The sequence below is a fragment of the Rhodococcus sp. IEGM 1302 genome (assembly GCF_030056935.1).
GTDB lineage: Bacteria > Actinomycetota > Actinomycetes > Mycobacteriales > Mycobacteriaceae > Rhodococcus_F > Rhodococcus_F qingshengii.
The window spans coordinates 655,187-679,566 of sequence record NZ_JASHKY010000001.1 but is presented as its reverse complement, the minus strand read 5'-3'; the positions used below and the strand labels follow the sequence as shown (position 1 = coordinate 679,566).

The window sequence follows — 24,380 nt, the reverse complement described above, 5'->3', positions numbered from 1 at the left end:
CGAATTCAGAGCGCCGCTTCGCTGTCGTTCGCCGGATCCAGCTGATCCTGGGTTGCCGCCCAACTCGCCAAGAGTTTGAGTGCGTCAGCCGTGGGCGTCCCCGGCGCCGCGGTGTAGACCAGCAGTGTCAGCCCGGGATTGGACGGCAGTTCCATCGCCTCGAAGTTCAGCTCCAGGTCTCCGACGACGGGGTGACGAACCTTCTTGAATCCCGTCCGATGAAAGCGCACATTGTGTTTCGCCCACCGGGTGCGGAATACCTCACTGCGAGTGGCAAGTTCACCGATGAGCTCGGTCAACGCCTTGTCATGAGGATTGCGCCCCGCTTCCGAGCGGAGCATCGCGGCGATGTCGTCTGCCGCGCGCTCCCAATCCACGAAGAAGTCCTGCGATGCCGGGTCCAGGTACACGAACCGGGCGTTGTTCGCCGGCCTACGTGGATCGGCCAACACCGGCGAATACAACGCGCGCGCCATACGATTGGCCGCCAGCATGTCGTGCCTGGCATTACGTACCCACGCCGGCGCGTCGGTGATGGCGTCGAGTATCTGCTGAATCGCCGGGCTCACGCCCTTGGGGGCGGGCCGCTTTCTACTCGGTGCGCCTGCACTGGCGGCCTTCGCGAGGTCGTACAAATGGGCAGTTTCGGCTTCGTCGAGTTGCAGTGCTCGGGAAAGGCTTTCGAGCACCGAGTCCGACGCTCCCGCCAGATTTCCGCGTTCCATGCGCACGTAGTAGTCGATGCTCACACCGGCGAGCAGAGCGACTTCCTCACGGCGCAACCCCTTGACGCGACGGTTCCCGCCGTAGGCCGGCAGCCCTGCCTGCTCGGGTGTGATGCGAGCACGACGGGAGCTGAGGAATTCGCGGATCTCGGCTCGGTTGTCCATGCAGTTCACGTTACTCGAGCGGAGAAGACCGAGGGAGGTACTGCCGTTACCTGGAACAACAGACACTCCCGCGCCCGCGAGGCGCGGCGTTGACTGATTGCAGTCGACCGGTCCACGCCGAAACGTCGACTTCGAAGCACGCGACACCAGAAGCAAGAGGGGACACCATGCGAGCAACCATCATGTACGGCGCCGGAGACGTTCGAGTCGAGACCGTGCCCGATCCGGCACTGCAGCAGCCGACGGACGCGATCGTGCGGGTCGTCAGGGCGTGCGTTTGCGGCTCTGATCTGCACCCTTACCACAACATGCCGGCCACGCCCGGTGGTTCCCCGATGGGCCACGAATTTGTCGGAGTGGTCGAAGAGACCGGTCGCGAGGTGTCCACGTTGAAGAAGGGCGACTTCGTCATCGCCCCCTTCGCCTGGTCCGACGGGACGTGCGACTTCTGCCGCGAAGGCTTGCAGACGTCTTGCCGACACGGTGGATTCTGGGCCGGAAACGGGATCGGAGGCGGTCAGGCAGAGGCCATCCGAGTGCCGTTGGCAGACGGCACCCTGGTCAAGGCGCCGGTCGGTGAGGATTCCGAACTCCTACCGTCACTGCTCACACTCTCCGACGTCTTCGGCACCGGCTATCACGCGGCGGTCAAGGGTGGCGTCAACCAACGCACGACGGTCACGGTCATCGGCGATGGAGCCGTGGGGCTGATGGCAGTGCTCTCCGCCAAACGCCTCGGCGCCGAGCGCATCATCCTCATGGGGCGCCACAAGACCCGCACGGATCTCGGTCTCGAGTTCGGAGCCACCGACGTGGTTGCCGAACGTGGAGATGAGGGCATCGAGAAAGTCCGCGAACTGACCGGAGGCGACGGCACTCATGTCGTCCTCGAAGCGGTAGGTCACATGCCTGCCTACGAGCAGTCGCTCGGAGTTGTCCGACCGGGCGGCGTCATCAGCCGAGTCGGGGTACCACAATACGAAGAAGCTCCAATCGGATTCGGGACACTCTTCGGACCCAACATCACACTCACCGGTGGACCGGCCCCGGTGCGCGCGTACATCGAAGAGCTGATGCCGGATGTGCTCGATGGAAAGATCGAGCCGGGCAAGGTCTTCGACCACACCGTCGGACTCGACGACGTAGCGGAAGGCTACCGAGCCATGGACTCCCGTGAATCGTTGAAGGTCCTCGTCCGCCCGTAGTCCACCACTTGCGAAAGTCCACCACTTGCGAAGAAGATGCGCGTGACCCACATTGCCACCCGTCCTGTTGCCGGTCGCATCAATCCCACCGCGATCCTGGCGATCATTCTGATCAGCTATTTCATGATCCTGCTCGACAATTCGATCATCTTCACCGGGCTACCCAGCATCCAAAGCAGCATGGGTTACTCGGCAACCGGGCTGTCCTGGGTCCAGGACGCCTACACCCTGGTGTTCGGCGGGCTTCTCCTGCTGGGTGCTCGTCTCGGGGACATCTTCGGCCGTCGTCGCGTATTCGTGGCCGGTCTCGCGATTTTCGCGATTGCGTCGTTTCTCGTCGGGGTCGCGCCGAACGGTTGGTGGCTCATCGCAGCGCGCGCTCTCCAAGGCGTCGGAGCAGCAGTGGTCGCCCCGGCGTCGCTGTCACTGCTGACCGCCAGTTTCCCGCCCGGCCCGGAGCGAACGCGCGCTGTTGCCTGGTACGGCGCTGCTGCGGGAATAGGCGCCAGCCTCGGACTCGTGATCGGCGGCGCCCTTGCCGACTGGGTGTCTTGGCGCGCAGGCTTTTTCATCAACGTTCCGATCGGTATCGCGATGATCGCTCTCGCTCCCCGGTTCATTCCGGAAACCGAGCCCAACTCCGGACGTTTCGATGTGACCGGCGCTGTTCTCGCCACACTCGGGATGACCGCGCTCGTCTTCGGCACCGTCAACTCGGCCGAAGCGGGGTGGACCTCTCCGATCACCGTTGCGACACTGGCGGCCGGGGCGATACTACTGACCTTGCTCTTCCTCAACGAAGCGAGAGCGGAGCAGCCGATCATGCCACTGAGGTTGTTCCGTAGCCGGGAGCGATCCGGGGCGTACGCCGCCCGAATGCTCTATCTGGGTGCCATGATCGGATTCTTCTACTTCACGACTCAGCTACTCCAAGGCGTCATGGGCTTCAGCGCGTTCCAAGCAGGCATCGCCTTCTTCCCGATGACGATCGTCAATTTTGCTGTGGCGATGCTTATTCCGCGACTGACACCGCGATTCGGAAATTCCGCAATTCTGTCGGTTGGCATTGCCGTCACCCTAGCCGGGATGGCGTGGCTCAGTCTGGTCCATCCCGGCAGCACGTACCTCACTGCGATAGCACTTCCGATGATCTTGATCGGCGCCGGACAGGGGTTGGCTTTCGCCCCACTGACTTCTGCCGGCATCTCCGGGGTACAGGCCGAAGATGCCGGTGCCGCATCAGGATTGGTCAACACTGCACATCAACTGGGCAGTGCTCTCGGACTCGGCACCCTCGTCGCAGTCTCCGCGGGCGCCGGATCCTCTGCCGACGACGCTACAACGGCACTCACCGATCACGTATCAACGGCTCTCACCGCAGGCACCGCCCTGCTCGCCGCTTGTCTCGTCATCGTCCTCGCACTGATCGTCCCGGCTACGAGAACGCGAAGTACCGCAAAGCAATTCGACCAGGAGAAAGGAAGCCGAGATGTCGCACTCGTGGACCGAGGCTGAACTGACCAAGATCGGCGACGCCGAGGAGTTGCAGGTCTCCTCGTACCGCCGAGACGGAACCGCAAGGCCGTACGTCACGATTTGGGTTGTCCGTACCGACAACCAACTGTACGTTCGCTCGGCCTACGGAACCGACAACCCGTGGTTCGTCCGAGCAACCGCAAGTGGAACGGGCCGAATCCGAGCAGGTGGAATCGAGCGGGACGTGGCGTTCGAGTCCGCCGCACCGGATGCCCACTCGTCGATCGACTCCGCCTATCACACCAAGTACGACCGCTACGGCCCGCAGATCGTCGGCTCCGTCACCGGCCGCGCCGCCGCACCCAACACCATTCGACTTGTTCCGCTGACGCAGAACTGAACCGCCCCTTTCGATTCCGAGGAGACCTCATGGAAATCTTGAAGCCCCAGCCCACCAGCAAAGCACCCAGCGACTGGTTCACCGGCGACGTCTGGTGGGACGTCATCTACGCCGGCCAGGAGCCGTCGAGGATGCGCGCCAACATGGTTCGCTTTGCACCGTGCGCGCGAACCGACTGGCATTCCCACGCCCTCGGACAGACCCTCCACATCGTCTCCGGGACCGCGCTGGTTCAAGCTCGCGGCGGCGAGATCGTCGAAGTCCACCCGGGTGAGACCGTCTACACCCCAGCGGGAGAGGAACACTGGCACGGCGCGGCACCCGACCGTTTCATGAGCCACCTCGCACTGTGGGAAGGACCCGGCGACGGAGGCACCGAAACTACATGGGGCGACAAAGTCACCGATGAGGAATACGGCGGTCCCCGCGCCAGACGTCGTTGAGACCGGACACCTCTCAGATACGGCGCATCACGGAAACAACTTTGCCCAGGATGACCGCGCGATCGCCGTCGATGACGCTGTACGCGGGATTGCGAGGCTCGAGGTACACGTGACCGTCGCGACGCCGGAGCACCTTCACCGTGGCCTCGCCGTCGATCATCGCGGCGACGATCTCACCGGAATGAGCTTCGTCCTGGCGGCGCACCACGACAACGTCACCGTCACAGATCGCTGCGTCGACCATCGACTCACCACGCACCCGAAGTCCGAACACCGTGCCGGAGCCGACGAGCTCGCGAGGAAGCGCAAGCACCTCGTCGGCGTGCTCCTCCGCGAGGATCGGCGCGCCGGCCGCGATGTCACCGACGACCGGAACCGTCACCGTATTCGACGACGACTGTTCCTTCGCGCCTACGAGGAACGGCCGCACGTCCAACTGCCGAGCCATGGCCGCTCCCCTACGGAGGAAGCCCTTCTCTTCGAGACTCTTGAGGTGCTTGGACACCGTCGACGTCGAGCGCAGACCAACCGCGTCTCCGATCTGCCGTGTGCTCGGCGTGCACCCGTTGGCAGCCACGAGATCCCGGATGGTCATCAGAATCTGCTGCTGGCGGAGCGGCAGGGAGGAGGCGTCGAGGCCACCGAACATGTCGAGATCGTCGTAATCGGTCACGATGAGAATCGTAGTGAGGGGTCCCGACATCCAGGCCAGGCAGCCGGAGTCTGCCAGAAACGGCACAGGCAGTTTGTTTCCCGAGCGGCGCATGGCACGCTGAGCTGATGGAGCAACTCGAACCGATGCGCCCGGTCAGTGTTGCAGTCGACACGCGGATCAAGACTCCACTCTGGAAGATGGTGGTGCTCTATCCGGCAGTGACATCGGTGTTCATGTTTGCCGCGCTCACCACCCGAACGGGAATTGGTCTTGTCGTACTCGGACTGGCCATTTTCGTAGTCGGCGCGACCACTTACGCGATGTCGGAGCGACGGATGCTTCGGGAGAACTCCGGGGTTCGAGTTCCATACTTCGCCGGACCTCCCGTCGCCCCGCGGCACGTCGATCTACTCGCGGCAGCAGGGATGCCCCTGCTTACGAGTGGAGCTGTGTTGACCGTGCGAGCGTCCGAAGCAGCGCGCCCCTGGGTCTTCATATCGGTGTTCGTGATAGCGATGGTCCTGGCAATAACTGTCCCGATGGTTGTGCATAACGCGCGGGTCAAGCGGACAGAATCAGCCTGAGCAGTCACGCCATACCGACATCTTGCAGCGTCACGTTCAGCCTTCCCAGACGTCGGACCGACGTCTGGGTGGTGCGACCGGTCCATCCCCCGGTGGAGCCGACTATGCGCTGGCGACCTTGCTATCAGGCACGACAGCAATATCGACCTTGCTGAACTGCAGCACACCGTCTTCGATCTCGGCGTCGTGCATCAGCTTGCGGTCGCGGTAGTAATTGTTGACCACTTTCCACGCGCCGCGGGCACCCTGACGCGGCATTTCTCCGTCGCCGCGCTGGATGTAGCCCGAGGTCAGGGCTCCGCCCATGAGAGATTCTTCCGCGAAGTCCTCAGGTTCGGCGTGAACCTCGAAAGTCGTGTAGTCGCGCTTACGCATGATCTTGAGTACGCGACACAGATAGGACGCGGCCAGGTCGGCCTTGAGCGTCCAGGATGCGTTGGTGTAGCCGAGGATCATCAGGAAGTTCGGAATGTCGGAGTAGAGCACGCTCTTGTAGGCGACCGTCTCGTTGAGCTTGACGGGCTCGCCGTCGATGCTCATGGTCGCCCCGCCCAGGATCTGTACGTTCAAGCCGGTCGCCGTGACGATGACGTCGGCCTCGATTTCGCGGCCCGACTCGGTCACGATGCCCTTCTCGGTGAACGTGGCGATACGGTCGGTGACGATGTCGGCCTTGCCGCTCTTGAGCACCTTGAACAGGTCCCCGTTGGGAACCACGCACAGGCGCTGATCCCACGGGTTGTAGTTGGGGGTGAAGTGACGCAGGTCCACGTTCTTGCCGAGTTGCAAGCGGATCTGGGTGAGGAACAGCTTCTTCGCCAGCTTCGGATTGGTGCGTGAGAGCTGAAAGCTGGCGCGTTGCAGTGCGATATTGCGGGCTCGACCGATCTTGTAAGCGATCTGGTCGGGAACGCGCGCAAGCTTGAGACCCTTGGCAACAGGGTCCTCGGACGGCAGCGCCTGGATCCACGTGGGCGAGCGCTGCAGCATGGTGACGTGACCGGCGGTGGGGGCCATCGACGGGATCAGGGTGATCGCGGTGGCACCGGAACCGATGACCACTACCTTCTTTCCGGTGTAATCGAGATCCTCCGGCCAGTGCTGCGGGTGCACGATCTGACCGCGGAAGTCGTCCTCACCGGGGAAGGCGGGGCGGTATCCCTTGTCGTAGTTGTAGTAACCACAGGCGCCGACGAGGACGTTCGCGGTCCACGTCTCGGTCTCCCCCGTCGCCTCGACCAGGACGGTCACGGACCACTGTGCAGTCGCGCGATCGAAGTCCATTGCCACGACCTTGCGGCCGAAGTTGATGTGGTCGGTGACGCCGTATTCCTTGGCGGTTTCCTCGACGTAGTCACGGATACTGGCGCCGTCTGCGAGCACTTTGGTTCCGATCCACGGACGGAAACCGAATCCGAAGGTGAGCATGTCGGAATCCGAACGGATGCCGGGATACTTGAACAGGTCCCAGGTGCCACCGATGTTCTCGCGGCGTTCGAGGATCGCGTAAGTGCTTCCGGTCTGCTCACGAATGAGGTGGCAAGCCGCGCCGATTCCGGACAAGCCAGCGCCGATGATCAGTACGTCGACATGCTGTGTCATGAGGAAACTCGTTTCGTCGGTCGTCGCGAAGCTACTTCTGGCGTCGGCAGTGACCGAGAACGATCGGCCGGTTCAGGCCGGGTTCCCTAAGGTCAGCGCCAATGAACAGGGTATGTGCAACTGACGGTAACAGTCAATATCTCGACCCGGCCGCGTACGGAACATTGAGGTGCGACGCACCGGCCTCGCGGAACTCGATCGAGACGCCTGAATGCCTCGAGACACCGGAGAGTTGTTCACGTCGTCGACGGAACGCCCAATGACTCGTCTACACGGGATACTCATCGCCCAAATATTCAGCGCCCCAGCATAATTCGAAGGTCCACGATCAGGTGTCGAACGCGCGAGTTTCCATGGGAAGACGGGCAACTGCGATATCGCCGTAACCTTCGTGCGCATCAGCGGAAAGGTCACTGCGATAGCTAACCTGCTGACGAAACCACGCTGAAAGCAACGGTTTTGGTTTCGCAGCGAAGAGAGCGGGCGGAGTGGACCTCCACCGGAGATGTAGTCGCTATGACACTCTCCAGCACAGTCACCCTGTACACCACTCATAGCGATCAAGGGTTCGCCAATGCAATCGCTGCCGGAATCAGCGCCAGGGCTTATTCAGAGCCACAAACCGCAGACATGAGCCTGTTAAGGCATCACACCAGCGATCACGGTAGAGCGCTCGTTCTCCTACCACTCGGGGGCGTCGATTGGCAGGTGAAGGAGCTCTCCGCGCTCGAGGGATCGGTCCTGGTCGGCGATCTCAGTAGCGGCAACTCCATGATTCGGGGGCTCGCAGCGGGCGCCCACGCCGTGCTCAACTCTCAACTGCCATTCACATCCCTGCTCGATGAGCTGCAGGCCGCGATCAACCCCAACTCCGCTCGGTCTGCACACGACAAGTCCTCGCTCGTACAACGCATCCGGTTGCGCACCGAAGAATTCGCACGAATCAGCAGTCTCACCGATCGCGAGTTCGAGATCGTGGGCCTTCTCTACGGAGGCTCGAATGTCGACTCGATTGCTCGAACCGCCCACATCGCACCGACCACGGTTCGCGCCCACATCCGAAGCATCCTGCAAAAACTGGGGGTGCATTCCCAGCTGGAGGCATGCGCGATGCTCCGCCGCTCTGGTCACGACGCACGCAGACACCCACTGGAACTTCGGATCGGACGCTTCTAGCAGGAAGTGCCCCAGACACACTCGCTGAGATGGGGTGCCGCCCCTGATCGAACTCGACCTTCGAAAAGATCGTCAATTTTGACGATTCGATGACGCGCCCGGACGTCGAATATTAGGTCCTACACGACACCGAAGACACGAGTGAACATCGAAAGGTGCATTCAATCAATGGAATACACACGCACAGTGCCGCGGCATCTTGTCCACAGACATGCTGTTGCCGAGGTTTTCTTGACGGACTACCGGATCGAATCGGACTCGGCGTACCAGGTTGCTGTGCAACTCCCGGTCTCGCACCGGATATTCGACGTATCGAGCGAGCAACACGATCCGCTCGGGGTGGCAGAAGCATTTCGACAGGCAGTGGTGCTTCTGTGCCACACCCGATACGAGATTCCACTGCACTACAAGTTCCTCATGGAAACGTTCAGCTTCGAGATGCTGGACGCGCTCGACGTGCAATCAGTCGCGGAGCCGTTGAGTTTCTCGATGACAGTGGACAACCTCACTCATCGCGACGGAGCGGTTTCGGGGGTCGAAGTATCGGGGATCCTCAGCGAGGGCAACCGGCACGTCGCCAGATGCAACGCTGTTGCGCGAGGAGTCAGCCCCGAGGGATACCGTCGAATTCGGCAAGGACGAGAAGACCACCGCCCGAGCCGACGCATCCTTCCTTCCGGAGCCGCGGTGGTCGGATCGGAGCGAGTCGGACGCCTAACCGATGGAGATGTGCTCATCAGCACTGATCCTGCTCGGCACGCGATGTTCTGCGCTCCCGATCCGCGCAACCACTCCCTTTTCGACCACCCCGTCGACCACATCCCAGGAATGATACTTTTCGAGGCCGCCCGACAAGCGCTCCGATTTCACATCGGCAACCCAGCAACAAAGATCGCCTCACTCTCGGCGGTCTTTCCGAGGTTCACTGAATGGGAAACGCCGTGCGAGGTGTCAACGATCCCCCTTGACGCGTCGGGCCATGTGCACCGAGTTCGGTTCACTCAAGAACTGGAAACCACCGCGGAACTCGAAATTACAGTTGCGGACCAATCATGAGAGGGAACGAACACGTTCTTCTCGTCGCGTCTTCCACGTCAAGCGCTCGGTGCTTCCCACTCTCTCGGTGCAAGCGCCGCCAGTTGCATGACGTGCGCCAACTTGTCCTCGCGGACGATCGTTGGCAGCACCAGGTTCCACATCTGACTCAACCGCTCGTACAGATCGGTTCTGCCCGTCAGCATTTCCGAGAGAATCTGCACTCCGGTGAACGACCCCACCACAAATCGAGCCAACGCGTCGATATCGGTGCCCGGGACGATATCGCCGGCTTCGGCCGCTTGGGTTGCCACCTGCTTGATAGCCTCGATCCAATCGAGGTACGGCTGTTCGATGGGGCCTTGAATACTGCCGATCTCCATCGTCAACCGCATGCCACCTCGCGCGATGGGCTCGGTCACAAGCTGCCGAGCCATCTCCTGCGAAACGAGCACCAGGGTTTCGACCGCGATGTCGGAGTGCGCAGCAACCCGCCGGGTACCCTCCATCGCCATACCGTGCTGCGCTGCGATGACCGCGTGCGCAAGCTCCTCCTTGGACGCGAAATGAAAATACATCGCCCCCTTCGACACACCCCCGTGCTGCAAGATCGTGCCCAAACTGGCGGAGTACCCGAACTTCTCGAAGCTCTTCGCAGCACCCAAAATGACGGCCTGGCGCGTCAGGACAGCACGCTCCTGCATGATCTACCCAGCTCTCGTTGCCGACGGAATGAATCTCAACGATACGTCGAAAGAGCCCGCAGCAACGCTCTCGACACGGACACACCGTGACGACTCTGGTACTCGGGGCCACTGGTTTCATCGGCTCGGCAGTGATGAAACAGCTGGTTTCCCGCCACGGAAACGCTGCAATCGGTTTCGTTCGCACGGCCACCGCAGCCAAACAGTTCGGCCGTGAAGGAATCGCCACCGTGATCGGCGACATCAACGAAAGTGCTTCTCTACGAGTTGCAATGAGTCAGGCGTCGACCGTCATCTGCTGCGTGTCGTACGTGGGCGACGACGAACAACAGTGCGTTCACGTCAACCAACACGGCGTACAGAACGTTGCGTCGATGGCCGCCGACGTCGGCGTCGAACGCTTGCTCTACGTCAGTACCGCGGCCGTGTACGGGCCGGGACCGTTTCGAGACTTGCCGGTCAACGGCGCACCTCTCAGCCCCTTCTCACCTGCCAGTCGCACGCGCGCTCTCGCCGAGAAGTTCGTGCGCGACGCCGGAGGCCTGGTCGTCCGGCCGCATCTCGTGTACGGACCCGGCGACAGATGGTTTCTTCCGACACTGACGCGAATTGTCTCTCGCCTCGACTCGATCATCGACGGCGGTAGCGCTGTCCTGTCGGTAGTCGACGTAGACCTACTCGCCCGATCCATCTACGAGTTGTCGATAGAACAGCAATTTCGCTACGGCTCAACACTTCACGTCAACGAGCCTGTCCCGCGGACAGTCATCGACCTTCTCGAGCAACATGCGCGGGAGACCAACTGGACTCTGCCCCAGAACTCTATCCCCCGCGCCGACGCGGTGAAAGCTGCTGCCCAGCTGAGTCTCGACATGCACCAGATCGACATGATCAGCCTCGATCACTGGTTCCGGTCGAGACTGTACTGATGGCACACGGATCACTCTCGCCAAAACACCTGTCTCCCAACCTTTTCAGCCCTCTCCATTGTTCAGCCTCAGCAATCAATACGACCTATTTCGCAGTCACTACAGGCAAACAGAGAGCTCTGATCGACGAAAACCACGGCTACACAAAGACGGCAGTGATCGCGCACACCAAAGAAGCGGCGTTCACGCGACTGGCAGCAGCCTGGGGCTCCCTTCCGTCCGCCTTCGCCGCCGAATGCAGTGTGTGGCGATCATGTCGTGCGCGACGGGACCGTCGGGATTTCCGACATCAAAGGAGAAAGTTCTCCGTCTCAACGACCTCGGCTACCGTCATCTGAACCAGAAAACGGGAGAACAGATGCTCACTGCGGATATTTTGCTGTCGGGCCCGCGCGGACGCCGGATGCTGCTCGCGTATGCGATCGACGCCGAACGCGCCCTGCGTCCCGAGCCAGGCGACGACATGTTCCGCATCAACGCTCACCGGGCGGCGTATCACCTCGACATCGGACAAGGAACCTCCCAAGTGTTGTTCGGCCCGGGCGCCGAAGAGGCCCGGCAGACCATAGTCACCGCGGAGGGCGTGGCGCGCAGCCTCACGGAAATATCGCTCCCCGACGTCACCGCCGTCGATCTACGCTCCGCCCTCGCAGAAGCGGTCGATGCGGCGCGTTACTGGCAGGATCCCGACGGAGAAGACGTCCTCGTCGCCACCGAAGTTATGCGAGATGAGCTTCGACGCGTCGCCGAGCACATCGCCGGCTCCGAATGCGCGCGGTGGTGGTCAACCTCGCTCGCCTCATCCGACCAATGGTCGATTCTGAGCAGAGGTGAGGAATCTCCGGACACAGACGAAGTGCCTGCTGCGCAACAACTCCTCAGCGAGTGGCGCACGAGCACCCTGGAATCGGAAGCGAGAGCTGAACGTGACCGCCCGGTGGACCCCGCGGCGAACTGGTCAGGTTATTGGTGGTCGAATCCACCCACTCAGGGTTCGACGAGGGCGCTGTTCGACGGGACTCCGGCGGGCTTGTGGTTCGTCGAAGACAGCATGGGATGGGAACGGGTCGTCGTCCGAGCATTGCGGCCACCGACTGGCGCACGCATCTACGAGATCGACAGCGCGCAAGCCTGGTCGGAGCTGTGCAGACGGTTCCCGCTCGAGGTCACCGCAGAAACGCGGCAGGTTTGGTATCGGACTACCGGCCGATCAGGCAGGTGGGTCATCCCCGACTGGGTGCAGGTCGCGGAAAGATTTGAGGGAGTGCACCTTACCGTGACGGGATACCTCGCGGCAGCAGGAACCGCGATCGAGGTCGATACCGAGACGGCGAGCGTCATCGCGGGCTGGGCACCCGACGAAACATACTGGTTCACCGATGCTGCCACCTACATTTCCGAGCCGTGTGCTTGGGTGCTGCACGACGGCCCGGAAGTGACCGACCAGCCCGCATGGACGCTGGAATCGCAGCAATGACCCGCACGTGAGGGTCTGCTAGGCATGAGGTTCCGTGAGGAATCGATCGCAGTTGCCCTTCGAGTCGAGTCAACTGCCCCGTGCGCGGTCGGCAGGAGCACTCACGTGCACGCAGACATGCGGAAGGGCGGTACCCCGCCCAGGCCGATCCGAACCCGAGTGCCCTAGATCACAAAGGTAAACCTATCCACAAATCGCCAAATGTCCTACATTTGACTCATGCCGGATTCCCGTATCGCACCCACCGCACGCAACATCCCACTTTCAGTGCAGATCGCGGAACAACTGCGGTCCCAGATCACTTCTGGCAACTGGGAATTAGGGGAGAAGATCCCCGGCGAGCATCAACTTGTCGAAATGACCGGCGCGAGCCGCAATACGGTCCGGGAGGCCATTCGCGGCCTCGTCCATGCCGGCCTCCTCGAAGCACGCCCGGGAGACGGAACCTACGTCTGCGCGAGCTCAGAACTCGAAATTGCACTTCAAAGACGTGCAGCGGCGGAGAACGTGCTCGAAATCTTCGAAGCCCGTGAAGCTTTGGAGCTCTACGCCGCCCGACTCGCAGCCGAACGAGCCCTGCCCGAAGACATCGACCGAATGACTCGGGCTTTGGATGGCCGAGACGCTGAGCCCGACGTCGCCAAATCCGTCGAGTACGACCTCGACTTCCACCTGGAGATGTTCGCAGCGAGCGGGAACCAACTGATCACGGACATCTACCGCAGTCTCGATCGCTCTGACACCATGAGCATCCCACAAGGTAAGTCCGACAAGGAGACTCGACAGCTGTTCATCGGACCTTGGACCGACGACGACCCACACCGGCAGCTGCTTGCGGCCATCCGTGACCGCGATCCGGACGGCGCAGCCGCCGCAGTGGTCCGACTGATGGACCACAGCCGATCCCTCTTTCTGCAAAACATGCCGAAGTAGCTGACACACAAGAGGTTCAGCGCACAGACAATCTCAGAAGGGCACACCTATGGCTAACGTCATCTCCGACACCGAAAACGTGGCGTCTGCCCCGAGCGCGATACCGATAATGCGCCGAGGACTCGTTATCGCTGGCATTCTTCTCATCGCAGCCAATCTTCGAGCCTCAATCACAGTCGTCGGCCCGCTACTCGGTGAGGTACGCACCGATCTCGATATCTCGTCGACAACAGCATCAGCGCTGATCAGCCTTCCACTGCTGTGCTTCGCAGTGTTCTCCCCCGTTGCCCCGGTCATCGCAGCTCGGTGGGGAATGGAACGGACACTCGCAGCAGCACTCGGCATGCTCGCCTTAGCGATCGTGATCCGCTCTGTTCCGTGGATGCCTGCGCTGTGGATCGGTACCGTATCGCTCGGCATGTCCATCGCAACAATGAACGTTCTACTGCCGGCGCTCCTCAAACGAGACTTCCCGACCGAAGCCGGCCGTTTGACCGGCATCTTCTCGGCGGTCTCTGCAGCCGTCGCCGCAACCGCATCCGGACTTGCCGTGCCGATCGCCGGTCTCACCGATCACGGTTGGCGGATCGCATTCGGAATCTGGGCTGCTATGGCTCTCATAGGATTTGGGGTGTTCCTTCCCCAACTTCGCCGACGCACGCTTCCGAAACACGATCATGCTGCGGCTTTGGATTCCCATCCAGGCGGCCATCGCTCCCCCTGGCGCTCAGCACTCGGGTGGCAGATCACAATATTCATGGGCGTCCAATCTCTCTTCTTCTACACCGTTCTGACATGGTGGCCCACCATTGAAGAATCACACGGCACTACCGCGGCTACCGCCGGACTGCATCAAGGCATCATGCAAATATTCTCGATCGTCGGCAGCCTCCTCACAGCAGTGCTCCTGCACAAACTGCCCAAGGATCAGAGAGGAGCCGTCCTCGGGCTGGTGTCGGTCGCCGCAGTGGCAGTTCTCGGCCAACTCCTCCTCCCCTCCTGGGCCCTGCTGTGGAATGCATTCCTCGGCATCGGCATCGGCGGATCGATTGTCATTGCCTTGTCCTTCTTCGCAATACGCACTGTCAATCACGGTCAAGCAGCGGCACTCTCGGGTATGGCACAGTCCGTCGGATACCTTCTGGCCGCCACCGGTCCCCTCGTTTTCGGTGCACTGCACGACGCCGTCGATTCCTGGACGACTCCGCTGATCGCGTTGCTGGTGCTGCTGGCCGTGCAACTCGTCTTCGGCTCCCTCGCCGGCCGCAACAAGACACTGGGATAAGCGAACCACGGTCGCCTCGAATCCACCCACCAACCTCCCCAGACCCGTGCCGCGACCCGAACTGTCGTCGACGTGCTGAGGTCCGAGGATGTCGACGAGAGAGCGGGGCGCTCAACGGCCTACCGAATTGCACCCGGCCCATCCCCGACTGGTGGATCGGAGCCGGAAGTCGATAATGAGGGCATGAACGAGACACAACCCCACAACCTCGAACGAGAGCGCTGGCGCACGCTGCCAACTCCACCGTCGACCGAGTTGATCGAGATGGTCGGGGACGGACCTTCGAGCGCAGACTTCGACCCTGCTGCACCAGCGGCACAGCAGGGGTGAGACAGTCACGACATTCCGGTATCGCGCAGCGTGATGTTCAACCGTCCGGACGGCAGACCTATGTCGGGACTTGCACTTCCCGCAATAACTTTCGGCACTCCGTGATATGCGAACCGAGACTCTCCACCGAAGACGAAGAGATCACCCGAATGGAGTTCGACATCGGTGTACGGCTTGTTCCGGTTCTCGGAATTCCCGAATCGAAAGACACAACTCTGCCCGACACTCAGTGAGACGACGGGAGCGTCGCAGCGCTCGTCCTTGTCCTGGTGCATTCCCATCCGAGCGCCCTCGTCGTAGAAATTGATCAGCGCGGTGTCCGGCGTGTACCGCTCCCCCGCAGTCGGATCATCATAGGCAGCGGCAACTGCGGCCCGGCCGAGATCGACGAGCCAGTCAGGCACCGCTGCGACAGGCGCACCGTTCACGTCGTCGGCGATGCGCGTGTACTTGTACGGCTGCCAATGCCAACCGAGACAGACTGTTTGCACCGACATCTTGTGCCCACCAGGGACAACAGCGGAGCGCATCGGTACGGGTGCGGTCGCCCACCGTCGGCACTCGGCCACCAAGAAGCGTTGCTGTTCGACGCTGAGCCAATCCGGAACGAGGATCGCCCCCGGCGCCACTTCCAATCGTGGCCGAGGAATCAGAGCGTTCATGGTTTCCACGCTAATCGGTTTCGAAGCATTGACACCCTCGGCATGGGCTCGTATCGTAATCAACAGGTTGGTTGATAAAGGAGATGGTTGACAAGTGATCGTGGATCCAGGGGCAGACGAGCGTCTCGACAAAGCGTTCATGGCGCTTGCCGACCCGGTACGACGGCGGATCATCGCCCGCCTGAGCACCGGCCCCCAAACGGTCAACGAGTTGGCCGAGCCGTTCGAGATCACGAAACAGGCCATCTCCAAACATATTCAGGTACTCGAAGCCGCGGGTTTGGTCACTCGCAGCCGCGAAGCCCAGAGGCGGCCGGTACATCTCAACGCCGCAACTCTCGAGGCTTTGACCGCCTGGATCGACCGCTATCGACTGATCCACGAACAACAGTTCCGCAAGCTCGATCACCTACTCAGCACCACACAGAAGGAGACTTAGCCATGGCTACCACCAATCCCGTCACCATCACGGCTCCTGAGGGCGTGCCGTACATCGACATCACCCGCGAATTCGACGCACCCGTCAGTGCCGTCTTCGCAGCTCATTCGAATCCCGATCTGGTCAAGCAGTGGCTCGGCCCCAACGGATACGAGATGGAGATCGACGAATACGAGTTCGTGAGCGGCGGTCGATACAAGTACGTCCATCGCAACCCCGAGGGCGAAGAGTTCCGGTTCAACGGTGTATTTCACGTCGTTCGCGAGAACGACTTTGCCATCCAGACCTTCGAATACGAGGGATTTCCCGACGTCGTCAGCATCGAATCGATCACGTTCGAGGATCTGGGCAACGGACGCACCCGCCTCTCCGGCCATTCCGTATATCCGAGCCTCGAAGCGCGAGACGGAATGATCGAGAGCAATATGGAGCTCGGCGTCACCGAAGGTTACGAACGCCTGGACAAGATCGTCGCGCAACTCTGACCACCTGTTTGCCCGAACCTCCTCAGCGAAAGGCAGTTTCATGGACTGGACCCTCGAAGTAGTCATCGTTCCCGTCAGTGACCTCGACCGCTCCATCGAGTTCTACCGTGACAAGGTCGGTTTCGATCTCGACCACCACCACACCGTCAACGAACACATGACGGTCGCCCAGCTCACTCCGCGTGGTTCGGGCTGCTCGATCGTCATCGGGAACCTGCCGTCGCAGACCGAGATGACCCCTGGTTCGTTGAAGGGATTGCAGTTGGTCGTGGCCGACGCTGCAGCGGCTCGCCAAGAGCTCATCGGCCGCGGCGTCGATGCCAGTGAAGTCACCGTCTTCGACGAGCGTGACGGGGGCACCTTCTTCGGATTCGCCGACCCGGACGGCAATACCTGGGCTGTCCAGCAGCTGAAGGTCCGCGGCGACAAGCCGCTCATTCCGAAGGAGTACCGCGACCGCTTCGGCGCGTAGCAACTACCTTCCAGGCTGCGTAACCTTCGGGCATGCAGACGGCACAGGGGCGATAGCCGGCCGCAATCGCGGTCGGCTCGTCCGCGAAGAACACCCGACTGGCGACATACCCGCCACGCGCGATTGCCTGCGCAGCCCCTCGACAGTCGAGTCGCCCGTAGATCTTCGTTTTCCGGTGCCCGCCAAGCACACCGGGCGTCGAACTCTCGTAGGGTTTGTTGCGAGCGTCGCGGAGAATGTACGTCTTACTCGGCATCGTGAAGCACCAATCCCAATGTTCGACGCGTACCCGAGTGCACCACGCTGACACCATGTCGCACAGGGGCTCTCGACCACCCACGAGAACTCTGCACCGGTCGATCCCGCGTGGTGAAGATCAACGCGTGACCTTGCTCGAGAACTGTCACCGTCCCTTTCGACTGGGCGCGCGGCCGCTGTTCCACGAGCAAGAACTCGCCGCCGACGTGGTCGATGCGAGGTCTGTCGAGCCCGATCACGACTTGCAAGGGAAACACCAACTCTCCGTACAAGTCCCGATGCAATGCATTCCAGTCACCAGGTCCGTAGGACAGAAGGATCGGGGTAGGGCGATTCTGACCGGCGTCGTGACACTGATCGATCCATTCTTCGAAAGAATCCGGCCACGGTGCACCCTCGCCCAGCTTGAACGCCCACTCCCGCGCCACGGGCAGGAGGTGTCGGTAGAAGGCGGATCGCATAGCCGTGATCGGCTCCGGTAAGGGATCACCGAAGTACCGGTACTCCCCTTGTCCGAAACGGTATCGAGCCATGTCGACGGTGCTCCGGAACCGGTCGACGTCCGAGTACCAGGAAGCAATTTCGCGGCACTCCGACTCGTCGAGTATCGGCGCCGTCTGGGCACACCCACTGGAGTCGATTCCCTCGATCAGCGCAGGCCAATCGAGGGAATCAACTCGAGCAGACAGATCGGTGAAGAGGTCCATACGTCGTAGACGACGCGGCGGTCAGGAATGTGAGAATGCCAGCAGCTGCTCAGCCAGATCGTTGTACGTACGGGCGATCCCGGCATAACTGAGCACGGGTTCCGGATTCCAGGTGCCGATCTTCCCCTCCTTCACCGCGGACAAGTTGGACCACGCAGGATTGGCGCCGAGCGTATCCAGTTGCAAACTGGACGGGCGATCGTCGAGGAAGATCATGTCGGCCGGATAGTGGTCCGCCATCTCCCAAGCCAGTTTCTCGACGTAGACCGACGATCCCGCGGCCGGATCGACGACGGCAAGGCCCAATCCCGCCAGATCTGCAAGGATCGGGAATCCCGAACGACTGACACGAATCGTGTCCGGATCTGCGGACGCGAACAAAACCTGTGAATTATTCAGCGAAGAAGCAACTTCGGAGATCCGTGCACGCGCAGCGTCGTAGTCTTTTCGCTGAGCCTCCATATCCTGGTCCGCCCCGAGTTCCACGGCGAGTTCCACGATCTCTTGCACGGTTCGGTCGATGGTTCCTGCTGCCGTTTCCACGAACAGTACTGTCGACAAGCCTTTCACCGCATCCAAGTTCGCCTCGTCGAGTAGTGCCGAACCACGCAGCTGAGGGACTATGACGACGTCCGGCTCCAGCGAAGCGATCTTCTCGAGTTCCACTTGTCCCCAGAGCTGCCCGACCATGTCGGTCTTCGCGAAATCCAAATTGCCGGAGATGCTGGTGTCCGTTGATCCCGGCGATCGTGTCAGTGCCCCGAAAACTCCGACAGGCACCAGTCCGTAATCCCACAGAGCACCCGCGATACCGGTGTAGGTGACAAATGTCCTTGGTGGTGAATCCAATTCGATCAGATTGTCGCGATCATCGGTGAAGGACCAGCCTGCGTCGCCTTCGCCCCCGGCGTCTGCGTCCGAACGCGAGCAACCGGCCGCTGCCAGCGCAGCAGCCAATCCTGCTGCAGCGCCGAGGAACCTGCGGCGATTCCAGTCCATCTCGATACGCCGGTGCGGTCGTGGAGTGAACAGCGTGGTCATGTGTGTGCCCTTTCGGCGATTGGTTGAACTGTTTCAGGAGTTGACGAACGAGAAAAGAGAAGGATCGACACCAAACCCGTGAGCATTCCGACGCCGGCACAGAAGACCAACGGCCACAGCAAGGCGAACTCGTCCGGACCGACGAAGAGCGAGCCGCACAACGCAATTCCGACGGCAAGCCCGAATTGACGCGACGAGTTGGCTGTTGCCGAAGCCGTCGCGGCGCGCTCTGCCGGGGCGTCCGACATCGCGGCACCCGGCAGCACCGGCGACACCATCGCCGAACCGACACCGGTCAGAATCAGCCCGGCGATCAGTGCGGGCCAGACCGGCTCGGTGAGAACGTACAGCATGGCCACGCAACCGATTCCGCAAAGGATCGTCCCGAATCCGAGCGACAGTCGAAGGTCGACTCGCTGAAGCCGTGATCCACACAAGGCCGATACGAAGACAAAAGCGAGCGGTTGAATCGAGAGCACGAGTGCGGCCGCCGATGCCGACAGTTCCAGCCCGTTCTGCAGCCACAGTGAAAGGACTACGAGCGGGCCGTAGGCCGCGAGGTAGTACCCGAACGCAGCGACGAGGACGCCGTCGAATTTCAGGGATCGGAACAATGCCGGATCGAGCATCGGACTGCTGCCTCGACGCTGCCAGAACACAAACGCCGTCAGCGCACCGATTGCGATCAGGAAGGCAAGAGCTGTCGACGACGAAGCCCACCCGATGTCGCCGCCCCACGTCACGCCGAGAACCGCGGCAACGGCAGCGAGGGTGAACAAAACGATTCCGGCCCAGTCGATGTTGTCGTCGCCGCGCTCACTGTCGGCGAAACAGAACACAGCCATTGCGAGCGCGACTGCGGCCACGGGGATTCCGGAATAGAAGACCGCACGCCAGTCGAAGAACTGCGTCAGCAGCCCTCCTGCAACATTGCCGATTCCCGCCGCCAATCCAGCGACGGCACCCCACGCGGCAAATGCCACGTGCCGATCGCGGCCCGAATATGCGTCGCCGAGCAGAGGCAGGAGCGTCGCGAACATCGCCGCACCGGCAATTCCTTGCGCGCCGCGAGCAACGACCAGAACCGTGACGTCCGGAGCAATCGCGCACACGGCCGTTGCAACCAGGAACACGACCAGTCCGCAGATGTAGAGGCGTTTGCGCCCCCACGCATCGCCGAGTGCGCCCATGCCCACAAGAAGCGCGGCAAGAGCCAGCGTGTAGGCGTCGACGACCCATGACATCGCGCCCGTACTGCCGTCCAAACCGACTGCGATGGCCGGCACCGCGATCGTTGTGATCGTGGCGTACGTCAGTAACAGGAAAGTTCCGATGCATGCGGCGATGAGCGGCAGCCATCGTCGTGCCGACATGGTCAACCTCCGGGTAGGGCGGTAAGTGCGCCCTAACTATGAAGGTTCAAGTGAACTTGAAGTCAAGCGCCGCTTCGACACGAATGTCGAGCTGCTCGAGCAACCACGGGCACTGCATCGGACGCTCTTGCCGACACGTCAGGTGATGCTCGAGGATCAGCTTCGCTCGCGTAGCAGCGGCGATCTGTGCCTCGAGTGTCGACACTTGATCTGCGAGAACCGTGGAGAACTGGTCGGACGTGGTGTCGGTTTCGATGAAGGACCGCACCTGTTCCAAGGACATTCCCGTCTCGGTGTACATCCGGATCAATGCCAGCCGGCGCAGCTCACGCTGCCCGTACCAGCGTTTACCGCCAGTTCGCGACCGCGCGGACAGCAGTCCTTCGTCCTCGTAATAACGCAAGGTCGACGCCGCAATTCCGAACGATTTTGCAACCTCGCCGATCGGGATCAAGTGCTCACGCATTCACCGATCGTAGGCTGAACGCGTAGGCGGTTCCGGCAGTTATGTGTGACTTGGCATACTGACTAACGGAAGGGGTCGCGTAAGTGATCTCACGGCAAAATGCTGGATGCGCTCGTTGAACGAGGGAGAGCTGTGCTGGATCCAACGCGACCTGTCGGGCCGTACTCGTCAGGAGTGCCCGCCACTGCCCTCGAAGTCCGCATGCCGGACCTCGAACGCTTCGGCCTCGCCCAGTTGTGGCGTTCCGCGATCATCGCCGTCGTGTTGTCCACGTCGATCATGCTGGCACTGATCGTGTGGCCTTTCCGCAAGCGTGGACGCACCTGGGCGGACGCTGCTTCCGACGGGATGGTCGACGGCTTCATCGCGCTGGGTCCCACCTTCGTCAAACTCGGGCAACTGGTCGCGTCGTCGTCAGGCCTGTTCCCCGCCCCCGTCGCCAATGCATGCTTACGTTGCCTCGACGACGTTCCGTCTTTCCCGGCCGAGCAGGCCAGAAGCGTCGTGCACGAAGACCTCGGATACTCCGTGGACGACCTGTTCGCGAAATTCGACGACGTACCTCTCGCGGCCGCATCGGTAGCGCAGGTACACGCGTGCGTTCTGCACGACGGCCGAGAGGCGGTCATCAAGATCCAGCGTCCGGACATCTATGCGCGGATGCTGATCGACCTGAGGGCGGCGTACTGGGGCGCGAACATCCTCGAGAAGTTTGTCGAGTTCCTTCGAATTGCCAATGCCACCGCCATCATTCGCGATCTACACAACGCAACGATGACGGAGTTGAACAGCGCGGTCGAGGCCGACCGGCAAACCACTTTCCGGAACAACATCAGTGCATTCGGTGACAACAAAGGAGTCACGACACCGGAGGTGTACTGGGACTACTGTGGTCCCCGCGTCATCTGTATGGAACGCATGCGCGGCGTTCCACTGGATCGGTTCGTCGCCGGTCCGGACGGCATCGACGAAGCCCGCATGCTGATCCGACGCGGAGTGAAGGTCTGGCTCGAATCAGTCATCGTTCACGGTCCGTTCCACGGAGATGTACACGCGGGAAATTTGTGGGTCCTCGACGACGGCCGGATAGCGATGCTCGACTTCGGCATCGTCGGCGTCCTTCCCGAGACCTGGAGATCCATTCTTTCCGACATGTTCCGAGCCACCCTCATCGACGGTGATTTCGCCCGTGTCGCCCGCGGAATTCGATCCTTGGGATATGCAACCGACTACGAAGTCGACGACGATCAGCTCGGTATGCAGGTCGCAACGGCTCTGGCCCCGATTCTCGGCCGTGACCTCGGTGAACTCAAGCTCAGTGAATTGATCATGGCACTGATTCAGTTGGGCAAGCAGTGGGGTGTTGCGAGTCCCGAGGAATTGGTTCTTTTCGGTAAACAACTCGGATACTTCGAGCGATATGCGACAGCGTTGGCACCTGGTTGGGTGATCGGACAAGACCTTTATCTGTTCAAGAACGTTTTTCCAGAGGCAGTCGCCGAAAAGGTGCAGGAACTCGGCATCACCATGCCTGACGAATAGATTTGTCCCCTATTTCCTTATTCTGCATTTCGTCTGTCGGGGTTAGCCTGTAATGACCCACCGGCCGAGGAGCAAATGTGCAGCCACTTTCTGTAGCCCTCCCGCAAGCGTCGACAGGTCCGAGGAATAACGGGCCGAGTGTCGGCACCACCCTCGGCGCCCTCATGCATTCCACGGACAAGTCCGTGATCGAGCTTCTGGAAAGCCCGGACGGACTCGATGTCGAAATCCGTTCGATCGCCCTCGTCGAGTCCTCCGATATCGACGGCACCGACAGCCGTGGTGCGATCTCCGACATCTACCTCCCCGTGGGGGTTCCCGAATCGACGTTGACGCAGTGGTTGCGAAAGTTCGAAGGCAGGCCGGCGAGGCGTCGTCCGAAGCTCTTGCTCGTCAAGAATGCGCGCGAGGCGACGACGCTTCTCACCGCCGCACGCAACATCGGAATCGCAGTGGCCGCGGTACATCCGCAGGCTAGTTCCGGACACGTCTATTCACTCGTACAACGACTTCTGACACAGAGCATGTACCGTTCGCGGGCCGTCTCAGGAGCTGTGGCCGGTGGCGATTCGGATCTGTTCGCGCTCTCGGAGACGATCGCCGAATTGACCGGCGGACTCGTGACGATCGACGACACGGCACTCCATGTCATCGCATATTCAGCTGCTCACGAAGGTGAAGACGAACTCCGTCAGCTCTCCATACTGGGCCGGGAGTGGCCGATCGAATACACCGAATGGATAGAGCGCAGAGGCGTGTTCGAGCATCTCAGGCGATCGGACGAGGTCATCAGTCTGCCCTCCGAGCCGAGCATCGGAGCCGCGCACAGGTTGGCTGTGAGCATCACCCGCCCGGACCTGTCAGCGCCGACGGGTTCTGTTGCACACCAACACAATCTCGGCAGCATCTGGGTGCAGCGCGCCTCTGAACCTCTTTCCGACGACGCCCAAGCGGTATTGCGGGGTGCAGCGGCAGTCGCCGCACGCATTCTCATGCGAACCTTGGACGCCTCCAGCCGCGAGAATGCCCAATTGCAAAGGCTGTTCGGCGTTCGCTCCGGCGGAGTCGACATGCACTCGCTGGCCGGCTCCTTCGGCATCAACACCGACGGACCGTCTGCGGTCATCGGATTTGCGACATCACTCGCGCCCGGATCGAATCTCGATCGAATCACCAACGCCTTGCGCCTGCGCGCCAGCGCATTCCGCAGCGACGCGGTCACAACGATCATCGACAACCGGATCTACGTGCTGTTTCCTCAGGCCGAACACGAGGTCGCGATCAGCGACTGGGCTTACGACACCGTGGGAGTAGTCGAGGCCCGTGCGGGCATCAGCGTGCGCGCCGCCGTCGCGGTCCCGATCGCGCGATTGCACGGCGTACCCGAGGCGCGTCGAGAAGTGGACCGCGTGCTCGATACCACCGATGATCACGAAACCTCGAAGGTCACCACACTCGCGGCGTCACGCACCGCGGTGTTGCTGGGCGAGATACTCGACCTCGTTGCTGATCACGAGCGATTGCGGGACCCTCGTATCGACAGACTCGTCTCCTACGACGACAAGAACACCTCTGACATGCAGTTCACGCTCACGGCCTACCTGACAGCTTTCGGGGATGTGAAGAAGGCCGCCTCGTCTCTGAAAGTACATCCGAACACGCTGCGCTACCGCATTCGGCGCGCTGAACAGATCATGGGCATTTCGTTGGACGAGCCGGATACGCGACTGCTCACCGAACTGCAACTCGCCATCTTGGGACGCACCCCGGACGAGTCTGAAAGATACGAAACGTCCGATCAGTGAGATAGG

The 24,380-nt window shown here is 61.4% G+C and carries 27 protein-coding genes; 17 read left to right on the top strand and 10 right to left on the bottom strand.

Annotated elements, in window-relative coordinates:
- Window positions 1–5: 5 nt before the first annotated feature.
- Window positions 6–890: a helix-turn-helix transcriptional regulator gene (locus QM609_RS03210; protein ID WP_007729733.1), complete on the bottom strand. Its 885-nt coding sequence runs from the start codon at window positions 888–890 to the stop codon at window positions 6–8.
- Window positions 891–1,057: 167 nt separating this feature from the next.
- Between QM609_RS03210 and QM609_RS03205 the strand changes: the two genes are divergently transcribed.
- From QM609_RS03205 to QM609_RS03190, 4 genes are read left to right on the top strand one after another with little or no spacing between them, the layout of a single operon-like run.
- The gene (locus QM609_RS03205) at window positions 1,058–2,095 is read left to right on the top strand and encodes a zinc-dependent alcohol dehydrogenase family protein (RefSeq protein WP_030536486.1); all 1,038 of its coding nucleotides are present in this window, start codon (window positions 1,058–1,060) and stop codon (window positions 2,093–2,095) included.
- 42 nt (window positions 2,096–2,137) lie between these two features.
- Window positions 2,138–3,610 carry an MFS transporter gene (locus tag QM609_RS03200; RefSeq protein WP_050656069.1) on the top strand — a complete coding sequence of 491 codons (1,473 nt, stop codon included), beginning with the start codon at window positions 2,138–2,140 and terminating at the stop codon, window positions 3,608–3,610.
- Window positions 3,585–3,971, top strand: a complete 387-nt coding sequence (locus QM609_RS03195; protein ID WP_007729735.1) for a DUF2255 family protein — start codon at window positions 3,585–3,587, stop codon at window positions 3,969–3,971. The genes QM609_RS03200 and QM609_RS03195 overlap by 26 nt, the downstream gene beginning before the upstream one ends.
- Before the next feature lie 29 nt (window positions 3,972–4,000).
- Window positions 4,001–4,414 (top strand): (R)-mandelonitrile lyase, encoded by a 414-nt coding sequence (locus tag QM609_RS03190; RefSeq protein WP_050656052.1) that lies wholly within the window; start codon window positions 4,001–4,003, stop codon window positions 4,412–4,414.
- Window positions 4,415–4,427: 13 nt separating this feature from the next.
- On the opposite strand, the gene lexA is transcribed toward QM609_RS03190, so the two are convergent.
- Window positions 4,428–5,117: a transcriptional repressor LexA gene (gene lexA, locus QM609_RS03185; protein WP_174519486.1), complete on the bottom strand. Its 690-nt coding sequence runs from the start codon at window positions 5,115–5,117 to the stop codon at window positions 4,428–4,430.
- Window positions 5,118–5,194: 77 nt separating this feature from the next.
- Between lexA and QM609_RS03180 the strand changes: the two genes are divergently transcribed.
- The gene (locus QM609_RS03180; RefSeq protein ID WP_050656053.1) at window positions 5,195–5,653 is read left to right on the top strand and encodes a hypothetical protein; all 459 of its coding nucleotides are present in this window, start codon (window positions 5,195–5,197) and stop codon (window positions 5,651–5,653) included.
- A gap of 102 nt (window positions 5,654–5,755) precedes the next feature.
- Here the strand turns inward: QM609_RS03180 and QM609_RS03175 are convergent, their stop codons facing one another.
- Window positions 5,756–7,255 (bottom strand): flavin-containing monooxygenase, encoded by a 1,500-nt coding sequence (locus tag QM609_RS03175; RefSeq protein WP_003940522.1) that lies wholly within the window; start codon window positions 7,253–7,255, stop codon window positions 5,756–5,758.
- Between the two features lie 516 nt (window positions 7,256–7,771).
- Between QM609_RS03175 and QM609_RS03170 the strand changes: the two genes are divergently transcribed.
- The gene (locus QM609_RS03170) at window positions 7,772–8,431 is read left to right on the top strand and encodes a helix-turn-helix transcriptional regulator (protein WP_050656054.1); all 660 of its coding nucleotides are present in this window, start codon (window positions 7,772–7,774) and stop codon (window positions 8,429–8,431) included.
- A 168-nt stretch (window positions 8,432–8,599) separates the two neighbouring features.
- Window positions 8,600–9,487: a ScbA/BarX family gamma-butyrolactone biosynthesis protein gene (locus QM609_RS03165; RefSeq protein ID WP_021331802.1), complete on the top strand. Its 888-nt coding sequence runs from the start codon at window positions 8,600–8,602 to the stop codon at window positions 9,485–9,487.
- A 38-nt stretch (window positions 9,488–9,525) separates the two neighbouring features.
- On the opposite strand, the gene QM609_RS03160 is transcribed toward QM609_RS03165, so the two are convergent.
- A complete protein-coding gene (locus tag QM609_RS03160; protein ID WP_003940238.1) occupies window positions 9,526–10,170 on the bottom strand; it encodes a ScbR family autoregulator-binding transcription factor in 645 nt (214 codons plus the stop codon).
- A gap of 86 nt (window positions 10,171–10,256) precedes the next feature.
- Here QM609_RS03160 and QM609_RS03155 point away from each other — a divergent pair, with 86 nt between their 5' ends.
- From QM609_RS03155 to QM609_RS03135, 5 genes are all read left to right on the top strand, one after another.
- Window positions 10,257–11,099, top strand: coding sequence for an NAD-dependent epimerase/dehydratase family protein (locus tag QM609_RS03155; protein ID WP_021331801.1), 843 nt, complete (start codon window positions 10,257–10,259; stop codon window positions 11,097–11,099).
- 358 nt (window positions 11,100–11,457) lie between these two features.
- The gene (locus tag QM609_RS03150) at window positions 11,458–12,576 is read left to right on the top strand and encodes a hypothetical protein (protein ID WP_050656070.1); all 1,119 of its coding nucleotides are present in this window, start codon (window positions 11,458–11,460) and stop codon (window positions 12,574–12,576) included.
- Between the two features lie 219 nt (window positions 12,577–12,795).
- Window positions 12,796–13,509, top strand: a complete 714-nt coding sequence (locus tag QM609_RS03145; protein WP_003940486.1) for a FadR/GntR family transcriptional regulator — start codon at window positions 12,796–12,798, stop codon at window positions 13,507–13,509.
- Window positions 13,510–13,558: 49 nt separating this feature from the next.
- A complete protein-coding gene (locus tag QM609_RS03140; RefSeq protein ID WP_050656055.1) occupies window positions 13,559–14,794 on the top strand; it encodes a CynX/NimT family MFS transporter in 1,236 nt (411 codons plus the stop codon).
- Between the two features lie 183 nt (window positions 14,795–14,977).
- On the top strand, window positions 14,978–15,124 hold the full coding sequence (locus QM609_RS03135) for a hypothetical protein (protein WP_167398223.1): 147 nt from the start codon (window positions 14,978–14,980) through the stop codon (window positions 15,122–15,124).
- A 5-nt stretch (window positions 15,125–15,129) separates the two neighbouring features.
- On the opposite strand, the gene QM609_RS03130 is transcribed toward QM609_RS03135, so the two are convergent.
- Complete coding sequence (locus tag QM609_RS03130) at window positions 15,130–15,786, bottom strand: alpha-ketoglutarate-dependent dioxygenase AlkB family protein (protein WP_030536476.1); 657 nt, start codon at window positions 15,784–15,786, stop codon at window positions 15,130–15,132.
- Between the two features lie 94 nt (window positions 15,787–15,880).
- Here QM609_RS03130 and QM609_RS03125 point away from each other — a divergent pair, with 94 nt between their 5' ends.
- The 3 genes from QM609_RS03125 to QM609_RS03115 are packed head-to-tail and all read left to right on the top strand — an operon-like array spanning window position 15,881 to window position 17,182.
- Window positions 15,881–16,225, top strand: a complete 345-nt coding sequence (locus QM609_RS03125) for an ArsR/SmtB family transcription factor (RefSeq protein ID WP_003939956.1) — start codon at window positions 15,881–15,883, stop codon at window positions 16,223–16,225.
- 2 nt (window positions 16,226–16,227) lie between these two features.
- Window positions 16,228–16,710 carry an SRPBCC family protein gene (locus QM609_RS03120; RefSeq protein ID WP_003940319.1) on the top strand — a complete coding sequence of 161 codons (483 nt, stop codon included), beginning with the start codon at window positions 16,228–16,230 and terminating at the stop codon, window positions 16,708–16,710.
- 40 nt (window positions 16,711–16,750) lie between these two features.
- Window positions 16,751–17,182, top strand: coding sequence for a VOC family protein (locus QM609_RS03115; RefSeq protein WP_050656056.1), 432 nt, complete (start codon window positions 16,751–16,753; stop codon window positions 17,180–17,182).
- On the opposite strand, the gene QM609_RS03110 is transcribed toward QM609_RS03115, so the two are convergent.
- The 5 genes from QM609_RS03110 to QM609_RS03090 are packed head-to-tail and all read right to left on the bottom strand — an operon-like array spanning window position 17,145 to window position 21,027.
- On the bottom strand, window positions 17,145–17,438 hold the full coding sequence (locus QM609_RS03110) for an Ada metal-binding domain-containing protein (RefSeq protein ID WP_030536475.1): 294 nt from the start codon (window positions 17,436–17,438) through the stop codon (window positions 17,145–17,147). The genes QM609_RS03115 and QM609_RS03110 overlap by 38 nt on opposite strands.
- Window positions 17,428–18,147, bottom strand: coding sequence for a 2OG-Fe(II) oxygenase (locus tag QM609_RS03105; RefSeq protein ID WP_050656057.1), 720 nt, complete (start codon window positions 18,145–18,147; stop codon window positions 17,428–17,430). The genes QM609_RS03110 and QM609_RS03105 overlap by 11 nt, the downstream gene beginning before the upstream one ends.
- A gap of 21 nt (window positions 18,148–18,168) precedes the next feature.
- Complete coding sequence (locus QM609_RS03100; RefSeq protein WP_050656058.1) at window positions 18,169–19,188, bottom strand: ABC transporter substrate-binding protein; 1,020 nt, start codon at window positions 19,186–19,188, stop codon at window positions 18,169–18,171.
- Window positions 19,185–20,561 carry an MFS transporter gene (locus tag QM609_RS03095; protein WP_050656059.1) on the bottom strand — a complete coding sequence of 459 codons (1,377 nt, stop codon included), beginning with the start codon at window positions 20,559–20,561 and terminating at the stop codon, window positions 19,185–19,187. Before QM609_RS03095 ends, QM609_RS03100 begins: the two co-directional genes overlap by 4 nt.
- Window positions 20,562–20,607: 46 nt before the next feature.
- A complete protein-coding gene (locus QM609_RS03090; RefSeq protein ID WP_021345761.1) occupies window positions 20,608–21,027 on the bottom strand; it encodes a MerR family transcriptional regulator in 420 nt (139 codons plus the stop codon).
- A gap of 132 nt (window positions 21,028–21,159) precedes the next feature.
- Between QM609_RS03090 and QM609_RS03085 the strand changes: the two genes are divergently transcribed.
- Both QM609_RS03085 and QM609_RS03080 read left to right on the top strand, forming a co-directional pair.
- On the top strand, window positions 21,160–22,569 hold the full coding sequence (locus QM609_RS03085; protein ID WP_030536471.1) for an ABC1 kinase family protein: 1,410 nt from the start codon (window positions 21,160–21,162) through the stop codon (window positions 22,567–22,569).
- A gap of 164 nt (window positions 22,570–22,733) precedes the next feature.
- Window positions 22,734–24,374 carry a PucR family transcriptional regulator gene (locus tag QM609_RS03080; RefSeq protein WP_030536470.1) on the top strand — a complete coding sequence of 547 codons (1,641 nt, stop codon included), beginning with the start codon at window positions 22,734–22,736 and terminating at the stop codon, window positions 24,372–24,374.
- Window positions 24,375–24,380: the final 6 nt, after the last annotated feature.